This window comes from Sulfuracidifex metallicus DSM 6482 = JCM 9184 (assembly GCA_032834875.1).
Taxonomy (GTDB): domain Archaea; phylum Thermoproteota; class Thermoprotei_A; order Sulfolobales; family Sulfolobaceae; genus Sulfuracidifex; species Sulfuracidifex metallicus.
The window spans coordinates 1,181,709-1,201,328 of record CP135238.1 but is presented as its reverse complement, the minus strand read 5'-3'; the positions used below and the strand labels follow the sequence as shown (position 1 = coordinate 1,201,328).

The 19,620-nt window shown below is 40.0% G+C and carries 23 protein-coding genes; 5 read left to right on the top strand and 18 right to left on the bottom strand.

The window, feature by feature from the left end; genetic code table 11:
• Positions 1–17: 17 nt before the first annotated feature.
• The 3 genes from RQ359_RS06695 to RQ359_RS06685 all read right to left on the bottom strand — a co-directional run bounded on the left by RQ359_RS06695 (position 18) and on the right by RQ359_RS06685 (position 3,267).
• Entirely contained in the window at positions 18–2,264 is a 2,247-nt protein-coding gene (locus tag RQ359_RS06695; RefSeq protein ID WP_054838708.1) for a heavy metal translocating P-type ATPase, read from the bottom strand.
• Between the two features lie 25 nt (positions 2,265–2,289).
• The gene (locus RQ359_RS06690) at positions 2,290–2,502 is read right to left on the bottom strand and encodes a YHS domain-containing protein (RefSeq protein ID WP_420856771.1); all 213 of its coding nucleotides are present in this window, start codon (positions 2,500–2,502) and stop codon (positions 2,290–2,292) included.
• A 252-nt stretch (positions 2,503–2,754) separates the two neighbouring features.
• Entirely contained in the window at positions 2,755–3,267 is a 513-nt protein-coding gene (locus RQ359_RS06685; RefSeq protein WP_054838700.1) for a TRASH domain-containing protein, read from the bottom strand.
• Positions 3,268–3,316: 49 nt separating this feature from the next.
• Between RQ359_RS06685 and RQ359_RS06680 the strand changes: the two genes are divergently transcribed.
• On the top strand, positions 3,317–3,754 hold the full coding sequence (locus RQ359_RS06680) for a hypothetical protein (RefSeq protein ID WP_156017274.1): 438 nt from the start codon (positions 3,317–3,319) through the stop codon (positions 3,752–3,754).
• A 175-nt stretch (positions 3,755–3,929) separates the two neighbouring features.
• On the opposite strand, the gene RQ359_RS06675 is transcribed toward RQ359_RS06680, so the two are convergent.
• From RQ359_RS06675 to purE, 14 genes are all read right to left on the bottom strand, one after another.
• Positions 3,930–4,751: an ABC transporter permease gene (locus RQ359_RS06675; RefSeq protein ID WP_240900154.1), complete on the bottom strand. Its 822-nt coding sequence runs from the start codon at positions 4,749–4,751 to the stop codon at positions 3,930–3,932.
• Positions 4,739–5,659 (bottom strand): ABC transporter ATP-binding protein, encoded by a 921-nt coding sequence (locus tag RQ359_RS06670; RefSeq protein WP_156017276.1) that lies wholly within the window; start codon positions 5,657–5,659, stop codon positions 4,739–4,741. The genes RQ359_RS06675 and RQ359_RS06670 overlap by 13 nt, the downstream gene beginning before the upstream one ends.
• A gap of 207 nt (positions 5,660–5,866) precedes the next feature.
• Entirely contained in the window at positions 5,867–6,583 is a 717-nt protein-coding gene (locus RQ359_RS06665; protein ID WP_054838698.1) for a lipoate--protein ligase family protein, read from the bottom strand.
• Positions 6,580–7,371, bottom strand: coding sequence for a radical SAM protein (locus RQ359_RS06660; RefSeq protein WP_256202046.1), 792 nt, complete (start codon positions 7,369–7,371; stop codon positions 6,580–6,582). Before RQ359_RS06660 ends, RQ359_RS06665 begins: the two co-directional genes overlap by 4 nt.
• Positions 7,372–7,402: 31 nt before the next feature.
• Positions 7,403–8,245 carry a radical SAM protein gene (locus tag RQ359_RS06655; RefSeq protein ID WP_054838696.1) on the bottom strand — a complete coding sequence of 281 codons (843 nt, stop codon included), beginning with the start codon at positions 8,243–8,245 and terminating at the stop codon, positions 7,403–7,405.
• Positions 8,242–8,571: a hypothetical protein gene (locus tag RQ359_RS06650; protein WP_156017282.1), complete on the bottom strand. Its 330-nt coding sequence runs from the start codon at positions 8,569–8,571 to the stop codon at positions 8,242–8,244. The genes RQ359_RS06655 and RQ359_RS06650 overlap by 4 nt, the downstream gene beginning before the upstream one ends.
• Positions 8,572–8,798: 227 nt before the next feature.
• Entirely contained in the window at positions 8,799–9,962 is a 1,164-nt protein-coding gene (locus tag RQ359_RS06645; RefSeq protein WP_054838694.1) for a pyridoxal-phosphate-dependent aminotransferase family protein, read from the bottom strand.
• Between the two features lie 308 nt (positions 9,963–10,270).
• A complete protein-coding gene (locus RQ359_RS06640) occupies positions 10,271–11,827 on the bottom strand; it encodes a hypothetical protein (RefSeq protein ID WP_457921144.1) in 1,557 nt (518 codons plus the stop codon).
• A gap of 86 nt (positions 11,828–11,913) precedes the next feature.
• Entirely contained in the window at positions 11,914–12,339 is a 426-nt protein-coding gene (locus tag RQ359_RS06635) for a hypothetical protein (protein WP_054838691.1), read from the bottom strand.
• A gap of 99 nt (positions 12,340–12,438) precedes the next feature.
• A complete protein-coding gene (locus RQ359_RS06630) occupies positions 12,439–13,335 on the bottom strand; it encodes an FAD-binding oxidoreductase (RefSeq protein ID WP_054838690.1) in 897 nt (298 codons plus the stop codon).
• A 184-nt stretch (positions 13,336–13,519) separates the two neighbouring features.
• A complete protein-coding gene (locus tag RQ359_RS06625; protein WP_156017288.1) occupies positions 13,520–13,969 on the bottom strand; it encodes a hypothetical protein in 450 nt (149 codons plus the stop codon).
• A gap of 144 nt (positions 13,970–14,113) precedes the next feature.
• Positions 14,114–14,479: a winged helix-turn-helix domain-containing protein gene (locus RQ359_RS06620; protein ID WP_054838688.1), complete on the bottom strand. Its 366-nt coding sequence runs from the start codon at positions 14,477–14,479 to the stop codon at positions 14,114–14,116.
• On the bottom strand, positions 14,476–15,543 hold the full coding sequence (locus RQ359_RS06615; RefSeq protein ID WP_156017291.1) for a 5-(carboxyamino)imidazole ribonucleotide synthase: 1,068 nt from the start codon (positions 15,541–15,543) through the stop codon (positions 14,476–14,478). Before RQ359_RS06615 ends, RQ359_RS06620 begins: the two co-directional genes overlap by 4 nt.
• A 1-nt stretch (position 15,544) precedes the next feature.
• Positions 15,545–16,015 (bottom strand): 5-(carboxyamino)imidazole ribonucleotide mutase, encoded by a 471-nt coding sequence (gene purE, locus RQ359_RS06610; RefSeq protein ID WP_054838687.1) that lies wholly within the window; start codon positions 16,013–16,015, stop codon positions 15,545–15,547.
• 257 nt (positions 16,016–16,272) lie between these two features.
• Between purE and RQ359_RS06605 the strand changes: the two genes are divergently transcribed.
• The 4 genes from RQ359_RS06605 to RQ359_RS06590 all read left to right on the top strand — a co-directional run bounded on the left by RQ359_RS06605 (position 16,273) and on the right by RQ359_RS06590 (position 19,281).
• Positions 16,273–16,551 carry a MarR family transcriptional regulator gene (locus RQ359_RS06605; RefSeq protein WP_054838686.1) on the top strand — a complete coding sequence of 93 codons (279 nt, stop codon included), beginning with the start codon at positions 16,273–16,275 and terminating at the stop codon, positions 16,549–16,551.
• A 337-nt stretch (positions 16,552–16,888) separates the two neighbouring features.
• Positions 16,889–17,335 (top strand): glycine cleavage system protein H, encoded by a 447-nt coding sequence (gcvH, locus tag RQ359_RS06600; protein ID WP_156017294.1) that lies wholly within the window; start codon positions 16,889–16,891, stop codon positions 17,333–17,335.
• Position 17,336: 1 nt separating this feature from the next.
• The gene (locus tag RQ359_RS06595; protein ID WP_054838685.1) at positions 17,337–18,431 is read left to right on the top strand and encodes a lipoyl protein ligase domain-containing protein; all 1,095 of its coding nucleotides are present in this window, start codon (positions 17,337–17,339) and stop codon (positions 18,429–18,431) included.
• Between the two features lie 211 nt (positions 18,432–18,642).
• Positions 18,643–19,281: a hypothetical protein gene (locus tag RQ359_RS06590; RefSeq protein WP_156017297.1), complete on the top strand. Its 639-nt coding sequence runs from the start codon at positions 18,643–18,645 to the stop codon at positions 19,279–19,281.
• Here the strand turns inward: RQ359_RS06590 and RQ359_RS06585 are convergent.
• Positions 19,259–19,585, bottom strand: a complete 327-nt coding sequence (locus tag RQ359_RS06585; protein ID WP_054838683.1) for a hypothetical protein — start codon at positions 19,583–19,585, stop codon at positions 19,259–19,261. The two genes, RQ359_RS06590 and RQ359_RS06585, sit on opposite strands and share 23 nt — an antisense overlap.
• Positions 19,586–19,620: the final 35 nt, after the last annotated feature.

The following is a 19,620-nucleotide window of genomic DNA, read 5'->3' as shown; positions in this document are numbered from 1 at the left end:
AAGAAACTCAAGATATTTTAGAGTAAAGACCACGTACTCACTATTACGCTACTAAACGACATAGCTAAGGCCGCGAATTCAGGAGGTAGCCAAAGTAGAGGATAGAAAATTCCAGAGGCAAGGGGAACCATTAAAGCGTTGTATCCAAAAGCCCAAGCTAGATTCTGCTTAACCTTAGCTTCTGTGCTTTCACCTAGCTTAAATAGCTCTGATAGCTGACTTAAGTCCCTTATTACTACGTCTCCCGCTGCCTTAGCAATGTCGGAACCTGAGGAAACCGCTACCCCTACATCAGCCTCCTTCATTGCTAATGCATCGTTTACACCGTCTCCTACGAAGAGCACCTTATAGCTTTCCTTAAGTTTGGATATTAGCTCCCCTTTATCGTCAGGTGACATGCCCTTATGGAGCTCAACTCCAAGGTAAGAGGCAACTTGATCTGATGACTTGCTTTCGTCTCCAGTGGCTATAATAACCTTAATCCCTCTCTTTTTAAGGTAGTCAACTAACTCTTTTGCCCCATTTCTTATCTCCTCCTTTAAGGTTATTGATGCTCCAGCATTTCCATCTATGCACACCATAAGGTCCCCCTCATCCTTGTCCCAGTTACAATTTGACTTAACGAAATTAGGCTTTCCAACTATCACGTCGTGGCCGTTGACAACGCCATAAATTCCATTTCCTATGAACTCCTCAAATGAGGTGACCTCCAGATTTGAGGGGGGAAAAGCCTTAGCTATGGGATGAGAGCTCCTCTTCTCTAATGCACTAGCCATGGAAAAAGCATCCTTGACGAACTCCTTTACGTTCTCTATTCTGTAAGTTCCGCTCGTAACTGTTCCCGTCTTATCTAGAATCACTGCGTTAACCTTAGTTATGTTCTCCAATGATGATCCATTCTTTATAATTATACCCTTCTTCATGGCTCTGTTGACCTTAACTAGGATGGCCATGGGAGTGGCAAGGCCAAGTGCACAAGGGCATGCAGCAGCAAGAACAGAGACGCCAAATAGCATTGCTGCAACTGCGTTTCCAGTAATTGCAAACCATATCCCGAACGTAATCCCTGATATGGACAATATTATAGGAGTGAAGATGGCAGATGCCTTGTCTGCTATCCTTTGCATGGAAACTCTCGCGTTATATGCTTCTCTTAAGGTTTGAACTACTGTATTTATGTATGTTCTCTCAAATGGAGTAGTTACGTATTCCTCAATATATCCTGATACCATCATGGAACCTGTCAGAAGTCTATCACCTTTTGTCTTAAGTACCGGCTGACTCTCTCCGGTAACAATAGATTCGTCAACTAACCCCTGCCCTTCCTCCACAATCCCATCAGCAGGTATGTTCTCCCCTGACTTGATTACAACCACGTCACCGGATTTCAGTTCCTTAGCGTTAACTTTGCTTCCGTCCTTCTTAATGGCTATCATCTCGGGAACCTTGACTTGGGTTGATATCTTATATTTCAGATAGGACTCTAGAGTTTTTCCTATTAGCACGAAAGTTATCAGCATTGAAGACACGTCAAAGAAGGTAGTCTTACCTAAAGCTAAGAAATAGAGGCTTGAAAACCACAGTATGTTTGAAGCCAAAGAGATGAGGGTGTCCATGTTGGCGTTCTTGTTGAGTGTAGCCCTTATGAAACCCTTGTGGAATGTAGATCCTGAAAAGAATTGAACAGGAATGGACAGGATAAGTTGCAAGATTCCGTGTGTCAGAAGAATGAAGGGAAGCAGAACTATACCTACTATCAACCTAATCTCCCTGTCTTTGAAGTCCTTTCTAGCCACGTCCTCTTCCTTTCCGCTCTCTATTACCTTAGCTGAGTAACCTGAGGATGTTAACTTTTCAGCTATTTCAGTCGCTGATGTCTCTTCCGGATTGAACTCCACGTTTATCGTACCTAATCCTGGATTATCCAAAGCCTGAATGACCCCAGGTAAGGACTCCACAAACGTCCTCACCTTGGACATGTCCTCAGGAAGAACATTAACCTTCAGAGTAGCTCTAGAAGTTACTACGTCATATCCAGCCTTCCTTACAGCCCTTACTACTTCCTTCAGACGTACGTTTCCATCCATTATTATCTTAGCTGATGATGTAGCTAAGTTAACCTCGGCCTCGCTCACTCCTTTAACATTCTTCAACGCACCTGAAACAGTATTAACGCAGGAGGCACAATGCATCCCCCCAATTCTCAGTTTAGTTTCCTTCTCTTTTTTCTCCTTCTTCTCACCCTCAGTCTGGTTGGATTCCATCATTTTCGCCCATTCAAATCATTCCTTAGCAACAGTGATCTTCATGATGGCCGTGATGATGACCATGACCTTGCATCCCCGGCATTCCCTTAGGTCCTCCTTTTATATAGCCCTCTGGGTCTGATAGGAAAGCTTTCTTACAAGCTTCGGAACAAAAACGATAGATCTTACCTTTATACATTGTCTTGAGGTTAGTAGTTTCCTCCACTTCCATTCCACAAACAATACATTTGTCCATAGACATTCAGTTGTATGCATAGAATATCACTTTTTCTTCGTGCACTATGCACCTAAAAAGATGAAGATCGCTCGTTATTAACTAGGAAACATCTATCACTTTTTAGATGCAACTTTAACGAATTTTTTAATTGGAATGTGTTTTTTCCTTAAAAATGTTATTAATATTATTTTTTAAGCAAAAAAATTATTAAGATTCTTAATTATAGATATATCTTATCTTTTTTTTTAAAAATATAAAACTTTAGAATTTCTACTTAAGTATTTCGCTTCGTTTCTCTAATTGATATTTAATTCCCTTCAGGCATGAAGTACAACAAAGGTAATAAGTCCGATTGTTTCTATTATACGTAAAATATTTTTCCCCTTGGTGTATTTCCTTACCACAGTAGTCGCAAGTGAGGGTTATGGTGAACTGAGGGTCACTAATGTTTCCCTTCATGGAAATGAAGACTTGTTTAGCCTTGACTTCAGCGGTCCTTCTTAATAGCGAGTCCACGTCGTCAGCCCTCGCCACGCACATGTTGTTTTCATCTATGAGTGGATAGCATTCCTCGCACCAGCTTGCACACTCTCCTACAATGAAGATAGTAGGTCTATTGTCAAGAGTTACCTTTAATTTAACTCCCTTTTGAAGGACAGATCTAAGAACTCTTGAGGCGGTGTTTCTGTTAACGTTAAGCTCAAGCGCAAGCTCCTTTACGGTTATCCTTGGGTTCTTCCTTAACACCTGAATAGCCCTAAATTCTAACTCGGAAAACTTCATAGATGAAATATGGAAAAAGGATATTAACCTTTATTGCTAATTGATAGATGTGGACAAACCAAGCCTAAGTTCTTCCTCAGTAGAGGCAATAAGATACGTTGTGATTAAGCTTCTTGCAGGTAAAAAGTACGTGGTAGACGCGGTTTATAGATACTTGGTAGAAGGAAAGGGACCAAGCGAGTTAGCGTCAGAGTACAACGTTACAAAACATAGGATAAGAGGAAACATAGTGAGGTTCATAGAGAAGTCTGGAGGAGAAAGGAAGGCCAGAGCCATGGCTAAGCTTCTAGCTGAAACTTCAATCGAAGTTACCCCAATAGTAAAGGGTGGAGTATGTACAATCTGCGGTGAGAGAGTACAAGAAGATAACGTAGATAGGCACATAGCTACGAAACACAAACATGAGGTTCAATATCTGACTAACAAGACTAAAATGGCAATAATAAAGGTAAAGAAGGAAAAAGAAAGGGAGGCAATGAACAGTTAAACTCCGAGAAATGAGAAGACATTATTAAGAAATAAGTAATATATCAATTAACATGTTTTATTACGTTTGTTAATTCTTAAGATTAAATTTTCAGCAACAGAAGAATTTTATAGACGTCGTGTGATACTCTTTCTCCCGATAAGTATGATAATGTTAAGCTACCTTTTTTTCATGCCTAATATTCCGCTAGAGTCCCTTTCTCCCTTGCATGTCTGAAAGCCACCCTGAAGCTAAATATGCCTAAAGGAACAAGAATTACGTCAAATATCAATAGAGCAGCCACAATATTCCAGATGCTAGAGATACTTGCATCCATCAACATAGAATCCCTTAATCCATTTAGAGCCCACGTAAGCGGTAAAGCATAGCTCACGTATCTTAATGCCAACGGGAGGACTGTCACGGGGAATACCGTACCGCTCATTAAAGTGGTAAAAGTGGAGAAGAAAAACGACACTGGATTTCCTTGTTTTATAATCATCGTAAACGCACCTGAAAGTGAGGCAAGCCCAAACGTTGAGACAATCAATGTTATCAAGACTAATCCTGTGGATACGAAGTTTACGTCGTACCGAACTCCTAGTGCGTAACCTACGGAGAGAATTACCACAGCGTTAATTGTGTTTAGAAGAAATCCCCAGAGCGCGGAATACGTGAGAAAGCCCGTTACACCTGCCTTTGATATAACGTAATATTCTATAGTTCCGTAAAGTTGCTCGTTTCTAAGTCTCTGGCTTATGGTAGTAATTACTGACGACATATAACCCTGAAAAGCTAGGCCTATAACGAAAAACTGCGTATAATCATGAACTCCCACAGCTGAAACTACGTGCTGTCCAAGGGATGTACCTACAAAGTAATAAGTAAACACTGGTAAGGTCCATGAAAGCACAGTTAACACAACTTGAGTCTTGTATGATATCCATACCTTAAATCCCCTTAGGTAAATGAATACCATTGCCATACTTAACCAATTTCTTAATTTCAATCTCTCCATCTTGCACCACCTCTCCTTCTTCCCTCCCTAGTAACGTCTACCCCTTCCTCAACAAAGTAAACGTAAACATCGTCCATTGTAGGAGTAACTTCCCTGAGATCGTAAAGTTCAACGTTATGGATCTCCCTCTCGGGCAACCTCATAACCGCGTAATTTCCTTCAATCTTAACCACATATCTCTCCATCCCACTAGGAACCTCGTATACCTTTCCCTCATAGACCTTCCCTATGGAGCTCTTGAGCTCTTGAGGCTCACCCGAGGCTACAGCGTGACCCTTTTTGAAGACTATTATTCTCTTTGAAAGGTCCTCCACTTCCTTAAGGTAGTGTGAAGTTAGGAGAACGGTTTTCTTGAGTTTTTGAAGGTTTTCCCTGAAAACCCTGCCAGACACTGGATCTAAGCCTAAGGTAGGCTCGTCCAAGAGGATCACAGGAGGATCAGTTAACAAAGCTCTAGCTAAAGCTAATTTCCTCTGCATCCCAGTGCTATATTTCATATATTGCGTGTTCTTCCATTCGTATAAATCCACCAATTCGAGTACATCATTAGCTCTCCTTTTGGCGTCAGATAATGATAGACCTTGAAGGACGCCGAAGAAGATTAAATTATCAAAGCCAGTCAACCTATAATAGAAGAGCCTATCACTAACCGTAACTAACCCTATGTTCTCTCTTACCTTTTTTTCGTCCTTTACTACGTCGTAACCGTTTACTGTTGCCGTACCAGAGGTTGGAATTACAAGGGTTGAAAGAATCTTAAGCATTGTAGTCTTTCCAGCACCGTTATGCCCAACAATGGAGGTGATCTCGCCTTTCCTTGCCTCAAAGGAAACACCGTCCAAGGCTTTAACCTCCTTTCCGCGGGTGCTATATATTTTTACAATGTCAGTAACGACTATCCCAGACATGTGATATAATAGCCTGAAGAGGTAATAATCTTTTATAAGGGATCTAGATAAGCGAAATGATTATCAGTTTACAGCCAAAAAGTAGATTGCAAGTAAACTCTTACAGAATTTTCTAGAATTGCGAAAGACAAACTTCTATTCTTCCCCTTCTTTTTCGTTTCTACCTTTTTCAGCATCAAAATTAAAGAACTCCACATTAATGTGAGGTTATCTGATCTTCGTCCACTTTTCATTGCTATACTTGAAGCTTAACTCCTTAGCTAGGTCTCTCTCTATCTGGGTCGTATTTCCTTCCTTTAAACCTAGCCATGAGAATCCATTTATTATTGCGGTCAATGCTTCTTCTCTGCTTACTCTTCTCCCCAGCAATAATGAGATAGTAGTTACCCTAGATGACGGTCTACCTCTTACGCTCTCTTTTGCAGAGGGAAGCCTTATAACGGAGAGCATTGACAAGTCGGTGTTGAACATGAAAGTACCGTGAATCAAGGTAGCTCTCCTTCTGGTCGCTCCGGCCATACCGCATATTTTCTTTCCCTCTGCCTCTACATCGTTTATCGGAGTAAACGTAGCTGAGACACCCAACTCCCTTGCGGCGTTGACTATAGATTTCCCCGCAATTTCGTATCCTTCAGTCATGGAGAAATTCCCTACGATGGTCCATGTTATTTCTCCTTTTTCGTCGTGAAGAGCTGGACCTCCTCCGGTAAACCTCCTAACTACGGGAATTGACAATTCTAATCTTTTACCTTCGTCTACCCAATCTTCGTATGCAAGAAACCTTCCTATGGAAAGAGTAGTTGGTAAGAAGTTCCATATCCTAACTGTGGGTTCCAATAACCCGTTTGAAAGTAGAATGAGCATGGATTCATCCATCGCCATTTGCTCCTCTCCAGACGCTCCACCAGATATGATGAGCCTCATTTTCTAACTCCCATTCTAAAACGATCGAAGAATTCCTCTGGTAGGGAACAACAAGCGTCATACATTTCCATGTTGTCTCTTAATGAAGGATGTGGATTCGCAATCCTATCAACGTAGTTCATTGCTATCTTGTCCAATTCCTTTTTCATGGGATAAGGCCTCATGCAGCCAAGTGAGGTCTTGTTCAATGATGACGATATTTTCATCGCTTTTACCACGTCTTCTAACTTGGGCATTTCGTAACTTTCTGAAGGGGTGCCCTTAGTAGGTATTAGCACGAGTAAGTTAATTAAGTAAGGATGAAATGATGAAGCAATCCTTATCGATGATTCAGGTTCATCTCCCGGAATTCCTACCATTACGTGAGGTATAACATACTTTGGACCTCTGTCCATAAGGATCTCTAACATTTTCAAGTAATCTTCTGGTTTCCTGTTTAGTCCCTTCTCCCTAATTGATTTCTCAGTGTAAGTGAACTCAAAGTCAACCATGTCAACCGCGTCAGACATATCCTCCACTACATCCTTTGTCTGCAACCCAGGATGAACGTTGAAGATCACTCCCAATTCCCTCTTTAACTTTCTCATGACTGGAATGTATTTACTTAAGTGAAGGGATCCCTCTCTATCGAAACCACCGCTCACTAGAAATCCATTTACACCTACTGAGTTCATCCTTCTGACTGCCTTTTCAAATTCATCTATAGACATTGCACCTTCCATAGAGGAAATATAGTGTGAGGAACAGTAGGAACATGATAGAGCACAAGAACCTCCTGTGAGGCTTATTGTGGCGAACTTCCGCAGCTGAACGAAACCCTTAATCCTTCATCACCACGGAGAAGTTATACGGAATAGGAGCAGTGGGAGATTCGTTATAGAAAGGTCTATCACATGTGGGACAGCCTGATGTTAAGTAATGGGTCGAGTCGCTGGGTAAAGTCAACTCTCCGTTCCTCATTAACTTGGAGAGAGGTATACCTCTAGAAAGATAGTACCTTACTGTCTGAACCAAGCGGTATTGATGTAAACTTGGAGGAGAGTTGTTCTCCATCGGCGTGCCCTTCACCGGAGTGAAGGCAAAGAGAGCTACCTCTGCTCCAATATTGTATATTTCCTGCATGAGGTTAAGAAATTCATCTAAGCTCTCACCCAACCCGAAAACTAGGTGTACGAATACCTTTCCCTTGCCGAATATCTTAACTCCTTCCCTAATGAAGTCCATGTAAGTGGAAAAGGAAAAGGGCTTACCCACCTTTGGGAACATTGACTCGGTTGTGTCTAGACCCACGCCTAGGTAGTCCACACCAACGTTCAAGAACCTCTTCAACTCATCTACTGGGACAGTCGTAATTGACTTCCCGCGTGTTTTCACCGTCTTCATGATCTCTAATGCTTCTTCGTCGAAGTTAGGCTTATACACGGTTTGGAGGCAGAATCGCATAAAATTAGAGGATATTATATCGCTGAAATCCTCCAAGTTGGCGGAGTACCATTTTACCCTTGAAAGGAAATTCTTAGGTGCTGATGAAAGTGTGGATTGCGAGCAAAAGGCGCATTTGCCTTGGCACCCTCCGTCCTGTAAAGCGTAAGCAGTGTTGCTGTATTTCCTTGCCTTACCTGTTATAAAAAAGAAAGTCCCAGAAGAAAACAGTAGCTTCATAACTTCATCTGGTTTATTACGGCATTTATTAAGCTTACTAAAGAGTTAACTAGGTTAGTTAAGATTCTCCTATAAACGAAAAGAATTATCCACCTCATATTGATGGTTAAGAGTATCCTCTTGGCAACCTTCAATTGTTTCGTAAGAAGTTCTCTGAAACTGAGGTCTGTAACCTCTCCGTAAATTGCCCTTGTAAATTCCACGAATTCCCTCACGACAGCTTTGAGCGACTTGGGGCTTTCCCTGTTGAGCTTAAGTTCGTCCTCGAATTGAGCCAATCTCTTCCTCATAATTGAGAAATTTAATACATCCCGAAAATCTGTCATGTATATATACTTACACAGTATATGCTATAAGGCATATGCCATTTCATAACCTTAGTTGAACCATTTCCTGTTTAATGTGTAATACTTCTACTTCAATTGAAATATTTTTCTATGGCTTTGATCTAAAGGTAGGCTTTTTCCATTCATGACGTCGTAGATTTAAAGTAGATATTATGAAACGTTTCTCCTTTCATGTGTCGCTTGAATGCTATAAAAAAGGTTTAAGGCTATTTGGGGTTATGATTGTCGTGATTTTCCACGTACTCCTGAACAGCCCTTAAACCTTCTCCTAATCTAATTTCCTCGCCAAGGGACTTCAGAACCCTCTCCAACACGCCTATTGTAATTAGAGCGTCGTTAATCGTAACCCATCCCATGTGACCTATTCTAAAGTACTTGAATGCAGGATGAACTCCTGGAGCGAACTCTATTCCCTCAGTAATACTAGCTTCCATTACCTTCTTAGGATCTGCGTTTCTTAATTCAACCCCGGTGACGCTATTGCTATAAGTCTCTGGAGCCTTAGCCACTATTCTAAGTCCCATACTTTCAATGCCTGCTCTTATAGCACCAGACACTAAGGAGTGTCTTTTAACTCTATTATGGATACCTTCCTTTCTTACGTCATCAAATGCTTGTGCCAACTGAAGAATTGTGTGCACCGGTGGCGTGGCGAAATACATGGCTTTTCCCTCCTCCATGGAGCGCATAACTGGTAACCAATTCTTCAGGTTTAAATAATATCCAGCTACAGAATCGTCGGATATCATTTCTACAGCTTTATTTGAAAGAACTAAGAGTCCAGCCCCAGGGGTGGAACCCAAAGCCTTCTGACTTGCGGAAATATAGACATCTACTCCCCACTCTTCCGCGTTAACTTCCTCTGCTCCCATGCCTGATACTCCATCAACAACAGTGATGTCAACGTCGTTCCTAACCTTCTTTACAGCCTCCCCAACGGGTTCCCTGACTCCAGTGCTGGTTTCTACGTGAGTGAAAGTCACTAACTTGTAATGTTTCTTCTCAGTAGCTTCCTTCACTTCATCAGGCTTAACGTAGTATCCAGGCTTAGGTCTTAGGACTTCTACATTAACTTGGTATCTCTTTAATATTGCCTCCCATCTATCGCCGAAGACTCCATTGGAAACCACTAAAACGTTATCTCCCTTCTTTAATAAGGAAGTTATACTCTCCATTGCTGACGTTCCGCCCCCAGGGATTATAAACGGTTGATATGACTTTGCATTGGTTATCTCCCTTAACCCTTTCAAGGACGTGGAGAAAGCGTCAACAAACTCCTTTGACGTAAAGCCTACGTTGTTTTTTACTCCTGCCAGAAGGATGTCGTCCTTGATCGTTACTGGACCTACGTGCATTAAAACTTTATCCATGGTGAATAATAGAGTTCAGTCCCTTTTTAAATTATATCATAAATTACAGTTTATCTTTATTTTATTAAATAAATATTTTAGCCAGAACGTGAAATGCCATGAAAGATGATTACGACGACGTTATCATTTCCACTTTTAAGAAGGATAAATGAACAACTCTACCAAAACGCTATGAAGGAAAAGAGAAAAAAATATTTATAAGCTCAAAATAATTTCATAAACAATTTTTAGCTTCTCTACCTCTATAAGTTACTTCCTCCTTAACAATAAGGCTATTCCTACAGCTATCAGAATTACAACTATTACAGCTATAATGTAAACAGTGTAGTTTTGAACGTTAGATGAAGCCGAAGAAGATGGAGTGGAAGTTGACATACTAGGAGAAATTGTTGAGGACGAAGTTGAGGAGGATGTATAGCTTGATTGCGACGATGAGCTTGAAGAGGACTTGAAGAGGACATACTTGAAGTTGAGGTATAGCTCGAGGATGAAGTAGAAACTTGGGACGTGTTATTAGTGTAAATTAAATAATATTGTTGTGCGGGGTCAGAGAACACAATTAAGGTGTTATTCGAAATGAAGTAGTCCTCGTGGTTTACCAGAATTAATTGCCCGTTTACGTTCTTATAAAGTAAGAATGAACCGTTTTGTACCGTTAGGTTAAACAGAGCGTATCCGCTAGCATTTATATCGGCTTCCAGTGCGTTATAAATTGTGGAGTTTACCTTAATATTAACATGTGTCAACTGCGGTTTAACTTGAGGAACAGTAGTTGCGTTGCTAGAATTCACGAACAAGTAGCTTGAGGAATTCACGAAAATCTTGACCAACAGTCCGTGTTGAACCTTATGAATTCCTTTCACGTAGGCTGTTGTAGAAACGTTATCATGATTGTAAACTACCATAACCTTTACTCCATTACTCTCTATCGTAAAAGTAGGTCCACTTAATAGGCTAACCCCCTCATATCTAACAATGAGGAGACGAGAATGTTGGAATGAATTACTCGCGAAACCTATCTGACCTTCGTTGGATACGAACATTGATCTTACGAAACCAGCTTCAGTGCCGTTAACTCCAAAGAACTCTACGTTCATATAATTGACCTCAGCACCATTGCCCACGATAACGCCAGTAGTCATAGCCCTCCATATCATAGAAGGTACGTATTTACCTTCGAAGTAGGAAGTTGAGAGTGAGTAATTTACGCCACCTATGTTAATATATGAGGAACCATTCATCATGAAGTTTCCAGAATGATACCTCTCAAATCCGTTCAACTCTACTGTAATTTCACTCTCACTTGTGCTCTTAATTGTCAACGAAGGTTCGTTCACAGTGTAGTTAATTGGTAAAGTGAAATTACCTTCTGCACTTACGTTAAGTTCTATCTTATCCATAGAGGTTCCGTTTAGGAAATAAGCAGTTAAAGTTCCCGTCCCGTTAATGTAAGCGTAGCCTTGAACTTCACTAGACGGTGCACCCGCCCACACTACTTCATTTTGGGAATCCGTGCTTACCTCAACTTCGGTAAGAGGAATTGGAGATCTCACGCTCACAAACCCGTCCTGATTTACATGTACTGTTAAGGTCCCATTCACGTGGGTTGTTTTACCTTCGCTTACTAAGTACGTGGCAGTCTGTTTCATAACCTTAAACTGACCTGATACCGTTCCGTTAAAAGTAGCATTGGATATGGTCATTGTAGTAGTACCAACATTCAAAACTGAATTAATAGAATGAAAAGAAATACTGTATTCAGAGAAATTAACCTGCGTAGTCTGAGCCTCACTTCCGCTCACTGTGAACGCAAACAGTAGGGAAGGAATCAGAAGCAAAAGAACCGAAAATACTTTTACTTTCATTTGTAACGTATCAGTAACAAAGAAATTAAAAAGTTTTCTATTTTTCAGAAATTAATTGGATGAATAGAATTTTATTATCAGCGAGATTAAATATGTAACCAACCTAATCTACGCTGATTCAACTTGTCTACCTTATCCATCATAATAATCAAGGGCATATTTGCTAGGTTTGAGAATAGCTCGTCGAACTGCGAAATGTCTTTCACCTCATGTTTTATTTGATCTAAGTATTCAGCCTTAACAGCGTAAAGCCACTCGTGATATTCGTTCTTACGTCGGGTCTGCTCAATTAAACCTCTCTCCTCCAAATCAAAAAGTATGTCCGTCACGTCCCTGGAGTAAAAGCCATGAAACCATCTTTTGAATTTTACTCCAGTTTTAATTTTATATTCTTTATCTAGGATATAGAATAAGTAAAGCAAATTAGTAGTAGAAAGTCCAAAGGTTGACTTAAGTATAAGGTAAAGCGCTACCTTATGCTTATCGTATTTAGTTCTGCTGAATAATCCCATTAGTTCCCTATCAAACTTTATATAGAAGTGAAGCTTAAATCTTTTTCTTAAAGTATTTGAAGGCTTAATGAAATGTTTCTCTCTTTCATGTAGGTTAATCTAAATGATAGTATTTGAGAAGTCGATAAATCTTTTCACTTTCAAGTAGGCTGGATGTATATACCCTCGATGAAAGACCTTGTAGCCCATATCCGCTATTTGTTCAATCTCACTCGTGTAAACGAAGACGTAATTGTAGCCATAAATTGCGTAAGCGTAAGCCGGATTAGTCTCCTCCGCTATCCTTCTGAAATCGCTTATCAACGAGGGGACTTCAACCACAGCACTGGGTCCTCCGCTCTCCTCTACTGCAGGGATACCCTCATCTATGGAGAATCCCTCTGCGTGTATGTCCTTTTTTGTAAAGGAAGCATGTACACTGTATTTTCCTCCTTCATACTCCATCACGAACGCTATTGGTTTATTCCTAGCTATTATGAAGGAGTATAACATGAAATATCCTGGATCAGGGGTTGTCCTTTCGTAAATGTATACGTGGTCTGGTCTCTTAAAGGTTCTCATCTTAGCGAAGCTGATTGCTCCCAACACTCCCTTTGAACCTATGAAACCCTTCCATGAGATTGGTCCCTTAGGCGTTATTGCTCTAACGTAGTCTGCGAAATTGCTAGGAGTCCCGAATCCTGTAGACAAGGAGCTCATGACGTTCATGGCTAAGGCTCCACCTACAGTACCGTCGTATATTAGAGGAAGTAGTAGATCTTGACTAGACGCCTCCTCCCTTATTTTAGGAACCAAGGCACCAGCCTGCGCCTCCACTATTCCGTCCTTTATGGAAAAGTCAGTCATTTCACTTGTAGATAAGATGTCCTCAGAATATCTAGGAAGCAATCTAGCGTCATGATTTCCTGTTCCTATAATCCTTATCTTCTTGTCTGACTTGCTGAACTCGCTTAGAATCTGCGAAACCTCTGTCTCATCTTTCGGCCTCATTATCATGAAGATATAGTTATCAAGGAAGATTTTTAAGAGGGATACCGAGGATTTTGAGTATTACAGAGTCAGAATCATAGAAGGAAATACTTTTAATTAAAGAGGTATCGCAAAAAGTTTTCTATTATTTGGGAGATAGAATTTTAAGTCTTAAGCTTTTAGTCTTAACTTGCGTTATTTTTATATTATGTTAGTTCTTTCTAGTTCTTTCTCCATTTATTTCATTAGATTGCTTGTAGCAAAAAGTGAAATTATCTCCATCCTTAGATATAGCTTTTATGCAAGTTCCCTTTTCTTCATCGTACCATTTATCTATCGGAATGAGATCAGAATCCAACTGTGGCTCATCCTGATGAAAATATAGTGAGCTTCTCTCCTTCATAGAAATTTTGTCATCTGATGAAAGAGGAGAGTCCTGATTCTTCTTTGAGAAATCTACGTTTTCATCTCTAAGTGGTGTAAATGCATTACCCAGGAAGGAAACAAAGAGTATTATTCCCTCAACTTCCAGAGCTATAATTAAATAAGAAAGGATTGGAGAGTGCATAAGGCTCTCTACTCCTGAAAGCACTAAAGTCACAGTGAATGCTATGGCTGCTATCATGAAAACGTCAACGAACATGTCATCAAGTTTACGCAAAACTAACACCTGTTTAAATTAGTTTATAATATCGAATGGGTAGCTTTTATGCCTTTTCATCACTACCAACTGACGTAATCTCTAAAAAGTTTTAATAAATTAACTCGAACGATTATAAAGATTAAAAATTTTAGGCGTTAATGTTTAGATTCCTTGTTGCTTATTTGAATCCTGATTACCTTTAATTTCCTTTAATTTCTCGTCATATTTCTTTAAAATACCCTGTATTTCTTTCTCTACCTCCTCATATATTTTCATCAATTCCTCCATCTCATGTGTTATAGCTGAACCTCCAGCATTTCTTCCTCCCTTTCTCATATTAACTCCATCTATTGAACTATCAATCCTCTTAACGTATTCCCAAGCGAACTTGTAGGACATACCGGTCTCCTTAGAAGCGTTAGTAAGAGATCCGGTCTTTTGTATAGCCTTAAGAAGCTCCAGCCCTCCTTTTCCGAGGATAGGCTTTCCTTCATCGGTTTCAATCCATAACTTGAAATTGAATCTCATAGATCTAAGCCTTTAATGTAAATTTGTTTCATTAAATTATCAATCTTTCCCTTTACTTCAGCCAAATCCTTGCCCACAACGTTTATGTGACCCATCTTTCTCCTCTTCCTGGCTTCCTTCTTGTTGTACCAGTACACTTTACCTTCTGAAATTTGCGGGATCTTTTCTACTCCCAATAAATTGAGCATCCCAGAAGGCGTGGTTACTTCAGTTGAAAGAGGACTTGAGCCAGTTATTACGTTAACGTGCTGATCAAACTGAGAGAACAGAGCTCCATCCAATGTGTAATGACCTGTGTTGTGAACCCTTGGGGCAAACTCGTTTATCATTACCTTTGAGCCTTTGACAAAGAATTCTACCCCCATTGCTCCTACATAATTAAGGGAATCTGCTAGTTTCCTTACTATTTCCTGCATTGCAGGATCTCCATAAGGACCATAGTTGTAAACTAGTATACCCTTTAGATTCAAGTTAAACGTTGGAGGATATGCTGAGAATTCTCCCCTTATAGATCTCACTCCTATTACTGAAGCCTCAAAGTCAAAGTCCACAAATTCCTCAACTACAAAGTAGCAATCCATACCTTTCACTTCGGACGCAACTGCTGGATCTCCCCTAACGAAATATTGTCCTTTACCATCATATCCTCCCTTTGACCTCTTAATAACACCGTAATTGTTGAACTCATCTTTGAGGGTCCTAAGGGCTTCGTCACCTCCCCTTACTACGGTAAATCGAGGGGTAGGCAAGCCGTGATTACGGTAATATTCCTTTTCCTTATACCTTTCCCTCTTTAGCTCTACCGCATCTAGTGAAGGATAAAGCTTTCTCTCGTCATGTGCGTAAATCAGAGCCTCTTCGCTCACATGTTCAAACTCAAACGTTACAACGTCACTGGAGTCCACAAATTCCTTGTAATTAGACGGGGAAAAACACTTATCAGCTATCATACACGCTGGAGAATCTGAGTCGTCCATTACGAAGAACTTAAAGGGTAGACGTCTACCCTCCATTATCATCATTAAACCTAGCTGACCTCCCCCCATAATTCCAACGGATACCATTTCAAAGCACCGTATTCATTACATCGTTCTTCATATCCTGCGAGAACTTTTCAAGTTTTTCTTTAAGTTCTTCATGTTTCAAGGAAAGAATTCTGATTGCCAACAGAGCTGCGTTTTTAGCATTACCTATGGCAACCGTTGCTACGGGAACTCCGTAGGGCATTTGGACTATTGATAAAAGAGAATCTATACCGTTAAGTGACTTGGATTGTACTGGAACTCCGATCACGGGTAACGTAGTTAGGGAAGCTACCATCCCTGGAAGATGGGCTGCACCCCCAGCTCCAGCAATTATGACTTCTAGGCCCCTTGTACGTGCTTCCCTGGCGTACTGAAACATGAAGTCAGGAGTTCTGTGTGCTGACACCACTTTGACTTCATGGTCTACGTTGAATTGCTGCAATACTTCCGATGCACCCTTCATTGTTTCCCAGTCAGATTTACTTCCCATTATGACTCCAACTAAAGGCATAATGATCTATTAAACAAGTGGAATTTAAGAACATCCTGACTTTCTCATAATGTGGCAAAATGCTTTCGCTCCTTTATAATTTGATAGGCTTTACGCTTAACATGAATCACTTTCAAAGAGGAGTATCTCAGCTACCGTGGCTTGTTCCCTGATAAACTAAAAAGGAAGGTATTTCTTTATTATTGACTTTAAAACAATTTTCGGTTTATCCTTCATTAATTAGGTGCTTATTACTCCCCTCCACATAAGGATAAATGATGGACGTAACAGAACTTACCGTGCTAACTTTGCTCTCGGAAGGCGAGCTTAGCGTAAAGGAGATTAGACGTTACTCTGGAATGAGGAGAAGTTCTCTGCTTCGAGCTCTAAAGTCGCTGGAAGACAAGGGACTAGTGGAAAAGAAGGTACTAATAGGAGATGACATAGTTTTAGGAATAACAGATCAAGGTATGGAGGAGCTTTACAAGTATTATTTGTACTTAAGAGATCTGGTAAACAACATGGAACAGACAGTGTGTCTAAGGTTTAATTGTTAGCATGGTATTTTTCAGTACAAACATTAATTATAATGCTAACTTCTTAATGATTGAGCTAGTCATAAAATAACGAAATGGTGTATCAATATTTTTGTTACGTTATTTGATATTATAATATGTTATATTTTTAAGTCTTAGTATATAAATTTCTACTTTTAAAACTATATTAAAATCAAAGAGTTCATCTTTCTAACTTAGAGACTCCGTCCACAGTATCATGGTAATTTACATTAAAACGCTTTTGACGCTCCAGAGGAACATGAAATAATTAATATTGTGAATCTTCATAGGAAAGTTTTTTAGTTTTTTATTAGATATAGAGAAAGAGGGGATATAGTTGGCAAACGTTTCAAACTGTGAAATCCCAGAAGACCTCTATTATTTTATAGAGGGAAAAAATACGGTATGGGCTAAAATGGAAGGCTCGGACACAATAATAGTAGGAATAACTGACGTTGCCCAGACCATGGCTGGAAAAGTTGTTAAGGTAAGAATAAAGAAAAAGGGAATGAAGATAGAGAGAGGAAAACCAGTTTCAACTATGGAGAGCGGAAAGTGGGCTGGTCCAGTCCCATCACCTGTCACGGGCGAGATATTAGAGTCCAATACTGAGGTAGAGAAGAGCCCCGTACTGGTGAATCAAGATCCGTACGGAAAAGGATGGCTAGTGAAGATGAAGGTCAATAATCCAGAGGAAATTAAGCAACTCCTTACTGGCTCAGACGCAGTAGCGAAAATGAGCGAGATAATAAACGGAGAAAAACTACAATGCAAGAGGCTCTGAAATGAGCTGGAGGTATATTACCTTACCTCCACAAGACGGCTACCATATGGTAACTTCTTTTGTTTCCGTAGCCGATTACGTGTCCAATGGAGGTAAGAATACTTTACTTCTTTTTAACGTTAAACAGCCTTTCGTCAATGTAGGCGTTCATCAGGAAGTATGGTTAGAGGTTGACCTTGAATATACCAAGAAAATGGGAATACCAGTAGTTAGGAGAGATCTTGGAGGAGGAACTGTAGTAATAACCCCTGGGGAGCAGGACTTCTTTCTAGTTGTAAGGCATGAGGATGCACCGTCATCTCCTTCTGCTCTGTATCAGAAGTTCCTGACTCCCATAGTTAACGTAATAAGATCCTATGGAATAGACGCCACATTAAAGGATCAAGATATAGTTGTAAAAGGAAAGAAGATAAGCGGAAACGGTGCCATGACTAGAGGTAAAGCAGTAGTAATCACGGGCAACATACTCTTAACCTTAGATGTGGAATTGATGAGCAAGTGCATAAAGGTTCCCTCCGAGAAATTTAGGGATAAAGTAGCGAAGGATATGAGAGGATGGTTAACGTCAATTCAGGACGAAATCGGTTACGTCCCTTCAAAGGAAGAGTTGTATAAGAAGATTAAGGAAGAGTTCGAAAAAGAGCTAAACGTAAAGTTCGAGGAATCTAACCTAACTCCAGAGGAGATAGAGGAATGGGATAAGCTTGCAAACGAGAAAATAGACGAGGAATGGATATATTTTAAGGATAATAGACATCCTGATTTGAAGACCGAAAGATGCGTGAAGATAAACTCTTCCCTCGCCTTGTGCCACATGGATTACAAGGCAAGGAAGCTACTTAGGATTACTCTTAGAGTGTTCAACAAAACCATAGATGAAGTATCCATATCCGGAGACTTCTTTGTTATGTCACCTCAGGGATTCCTTGAGAGACTTGAGGATGCATTAAAGGGTACTCCACCGTCAGAAGTTGACAGAAAAATAAAGGAAGTCTTCGATAAAGAGAAACCAGTGATATTCGGCTTTACTCAAGAGGATTTGATTAAGGCTTTCCAAGAGCTCATCAGTAAGCCTGAGATACAAGAAATAATTTAGGTTTTAAGTCAAAAACTAAATATTTGAACTTATTTTCTTATAGTTTATATATGTATTTTCTCTTGTCAGTATTTCATATATACATTATTGTAATCTATTTTAGGTTTTAAGATGACTAGCTTATTCAAGTCTAGATAATTGATTGCTATAAGGAAATTTTTTGTAAAAATTAATGTTAACCTTAAATAGTTCATTAACCAAGAGAATAGTAATGACAGACTATAATCTACTTAACTTTAACGAATCTGCAGCAAGGGTCACAGTGATGAAGATATTAAATGAAAATGAAAGAGCAACCTTCATAGTTGATGAGAAACTTGAAAAGATAGTCGAGGATATAGCAGATGAACTTGACATGGAGAAGAACGTGATGAAGGACGGTAATACAATAAAGATAACTGTTTATCCTTCAAGGAAGGAAGAAGTTTCCAAGTCTACGTTAATAGATGTTGACGTCGAACCCAAGATCGCGTTCAACATTATTAGGGACCCTACACTTCTCATGGCTATCATACCTCAAATAAAGTCTGTTTCCAAGTTGGGAGAGGACACATACTCGTTAAGAATAAAATGGGTAATCAGCTGGGATACCCCACTTTCGGTTCAGGCCTTATCACTAAAGGAGACCTCCTTCACTGTCAAGTTCAGTGCGTCCCAGAAGTTACCATTATTGAAGGTATCGTTTGGATTCGACTTCCTCATCTTCGAAGTGACTCAAGGAAAGTCCATGATCAAAATAAAGGAATGGTACACTGGACCCTTCTCCTCCTTAGCTAAGGGAGAGATGGAGAAACATCTCAAGAACGCTGAAAAAGAGTTACCTTCGATTATAGCCCAGCAGCGGACTTAATGGATTCTATCTCAGATATTAGGGGATCCACTTCGTTTGTTATCCTATCCTTGATAGTGGGTACAGATCTGCATTTGTCAACTAATGACTTGAATTCATTCCAATATTGCATGAATAAGTCTGGATTGTATCTGTGCATGGTCATAATTCCTAGAATAACGCTGAGCCTGGAAGATACACCAGCATCAGCAAGTGCTCTTTTATTTTTAGTAAGAATGTCGTTCATGATGTCTAACAACTCTCTAATGTAACCTTCCATTTCCTCTACTTGTCTCTCTCCAGGTTTGACTAACTCTTCACTCATAATTTCACCTGATTATATTTTCATGATTTAATTTA

Excerpts from the sequence above, each read along its gene's own strand:
- RQ359_RS06685 (WP_054838700.1), bottom strand. The coding sequence starts at position 3,267 with ATGAAGTTTTCCGAGTTAGAATTTAGGGCTATTCAGGTGTTAAGGAAG.
- RQ359_RS06595 (WP_054838685.1), top strand. The coding sequence starts at position 17,337 with ATGAGCTGGAGGTATATTACCTTACCTCCACAAGACGGCTACCATATG.
- RQ359_RS06620 (WP_054838688.1), bottom strand. The coding sequence starts at position 14,479 with ATGAGATTCAATTTCAAGTTATGGATTGAAACCGATGAAGGAAAGCCT.
- RQ359_RS06605 (WP_054838686.1), top strand. The coding sequence starts at position 16,273 with ATGGACGTAACAGAACTTACCGTGCTAACTTTGCTCTCGGAAGGCGAG.
- RQ359_RS06635 (WP_054838691.1), bottom strand. The coding sequence starts at position 12,339 with ATGGGATTATTCAGCAGAACTAAATACGATAAGCATAAGGTAGCGCTT.
- RQ359_RS06630 (WP_054838690.1), bottom strand. The coding sequence starts at position 13,335 with ATGATAATGAGGCCGAAAGATGAGACAGAGGTTTCGCAGATTCTAAGC.
- RQ359_RS06695 (WP_054838708.1), bottom strand. The coding sequence starts at position 2,264 with ATGGAATCCAACCAGACTGAGGGTGAGAAGAAGGAGAAAAAAGAGAAG.
- purE (WP_054838687.1), bottom strand. The coding sequence starts at position 16,015 with ATGCCTTTAGTTGGAGTCATAATGGGAAGTAAATCTGACTGGGAAACA.
- RQ359_RS06675 (WP_240900154.1), bottom strand. The coding sequence starts at position 4,751 with ATGGAGAGATTGAAATTAAGAAATTGGTTAAGTATGGCAATGGTATTC.
- RQ359_RS06655 (WP_054838696.1), bottom strand. The coding sequence starts at position 8,245 with ATGAAGCTACTGTTTTCTTCTGGGACTTTCTTTTTTATAACAGGTAAG.
- RQ359_RS06585 (WP_054838683.1), bottom strand. The coding sequence starts at position 19,585 with ATGAGTGAAGAGTTAGTCAAACCTGGAGAGAGACAAGTAGAGGAAATG.
- RQ359_RS06590 (WP_156017297.1), top strand. The coding sequence starts at position 18,643 with ATGACAGACTATAATCTACTTAACTTTAACGAATCTGCAGCAAGGGTC.
- RQ359_RS06645 (WP_054838694.1), bottom strand. The coding sequence starts at position 9,962 with ATGGATAAAGTTTTAATGCACGTAGGTCCAGTAACGATCAAGGACGAC.
- RQ359_RS06690 (WP_420856771.1), bottom strand. The coding sequence starts at position 2,502 with ATGGACAAATGTATTGTTTGTGGAATGGAAGTGGAGGAAACTACTAAC.
- RQ359_RS06640 (WP_457921144.1), bottom strand. The coding sequence starts at position 11,827 with ATGAAAGTAAAAGTATTTTCGGTTCTTTTGCTTCTGATTCCTTCCCTA.
- RQ359_RS06650 (WP_156017282.1), bottom strand. The coding sequence starts at position 8,571 with ATGACAGATTTTCGGGATGTATTAAATTTCTCAATTATGAGGAAGAGA.
- RQ359_RS06615 (WP_156017291.1), bottom strand. The coding sequence starts at position 15,543 with ATGGTATCCGTTGGAATTATGGGGGGAGGTCAGCTAGGTTTAATGATG.
- RQ359_RS06665 (WP_054838698.1), bottom strand. The coding sequence starts at position 6,583 with ATGAGGCTCATCATATCTGGTGGAGCGTCTGGAGAGGAGCAAATGGCG.
- RQ359_RS06670 (WP_156017276.1), bottom strand. The coding sequence starts at position 5,659 with ATGTCTGGGATAGTCGTTACTGACATTGTAAAAATATATAGCACCCGC.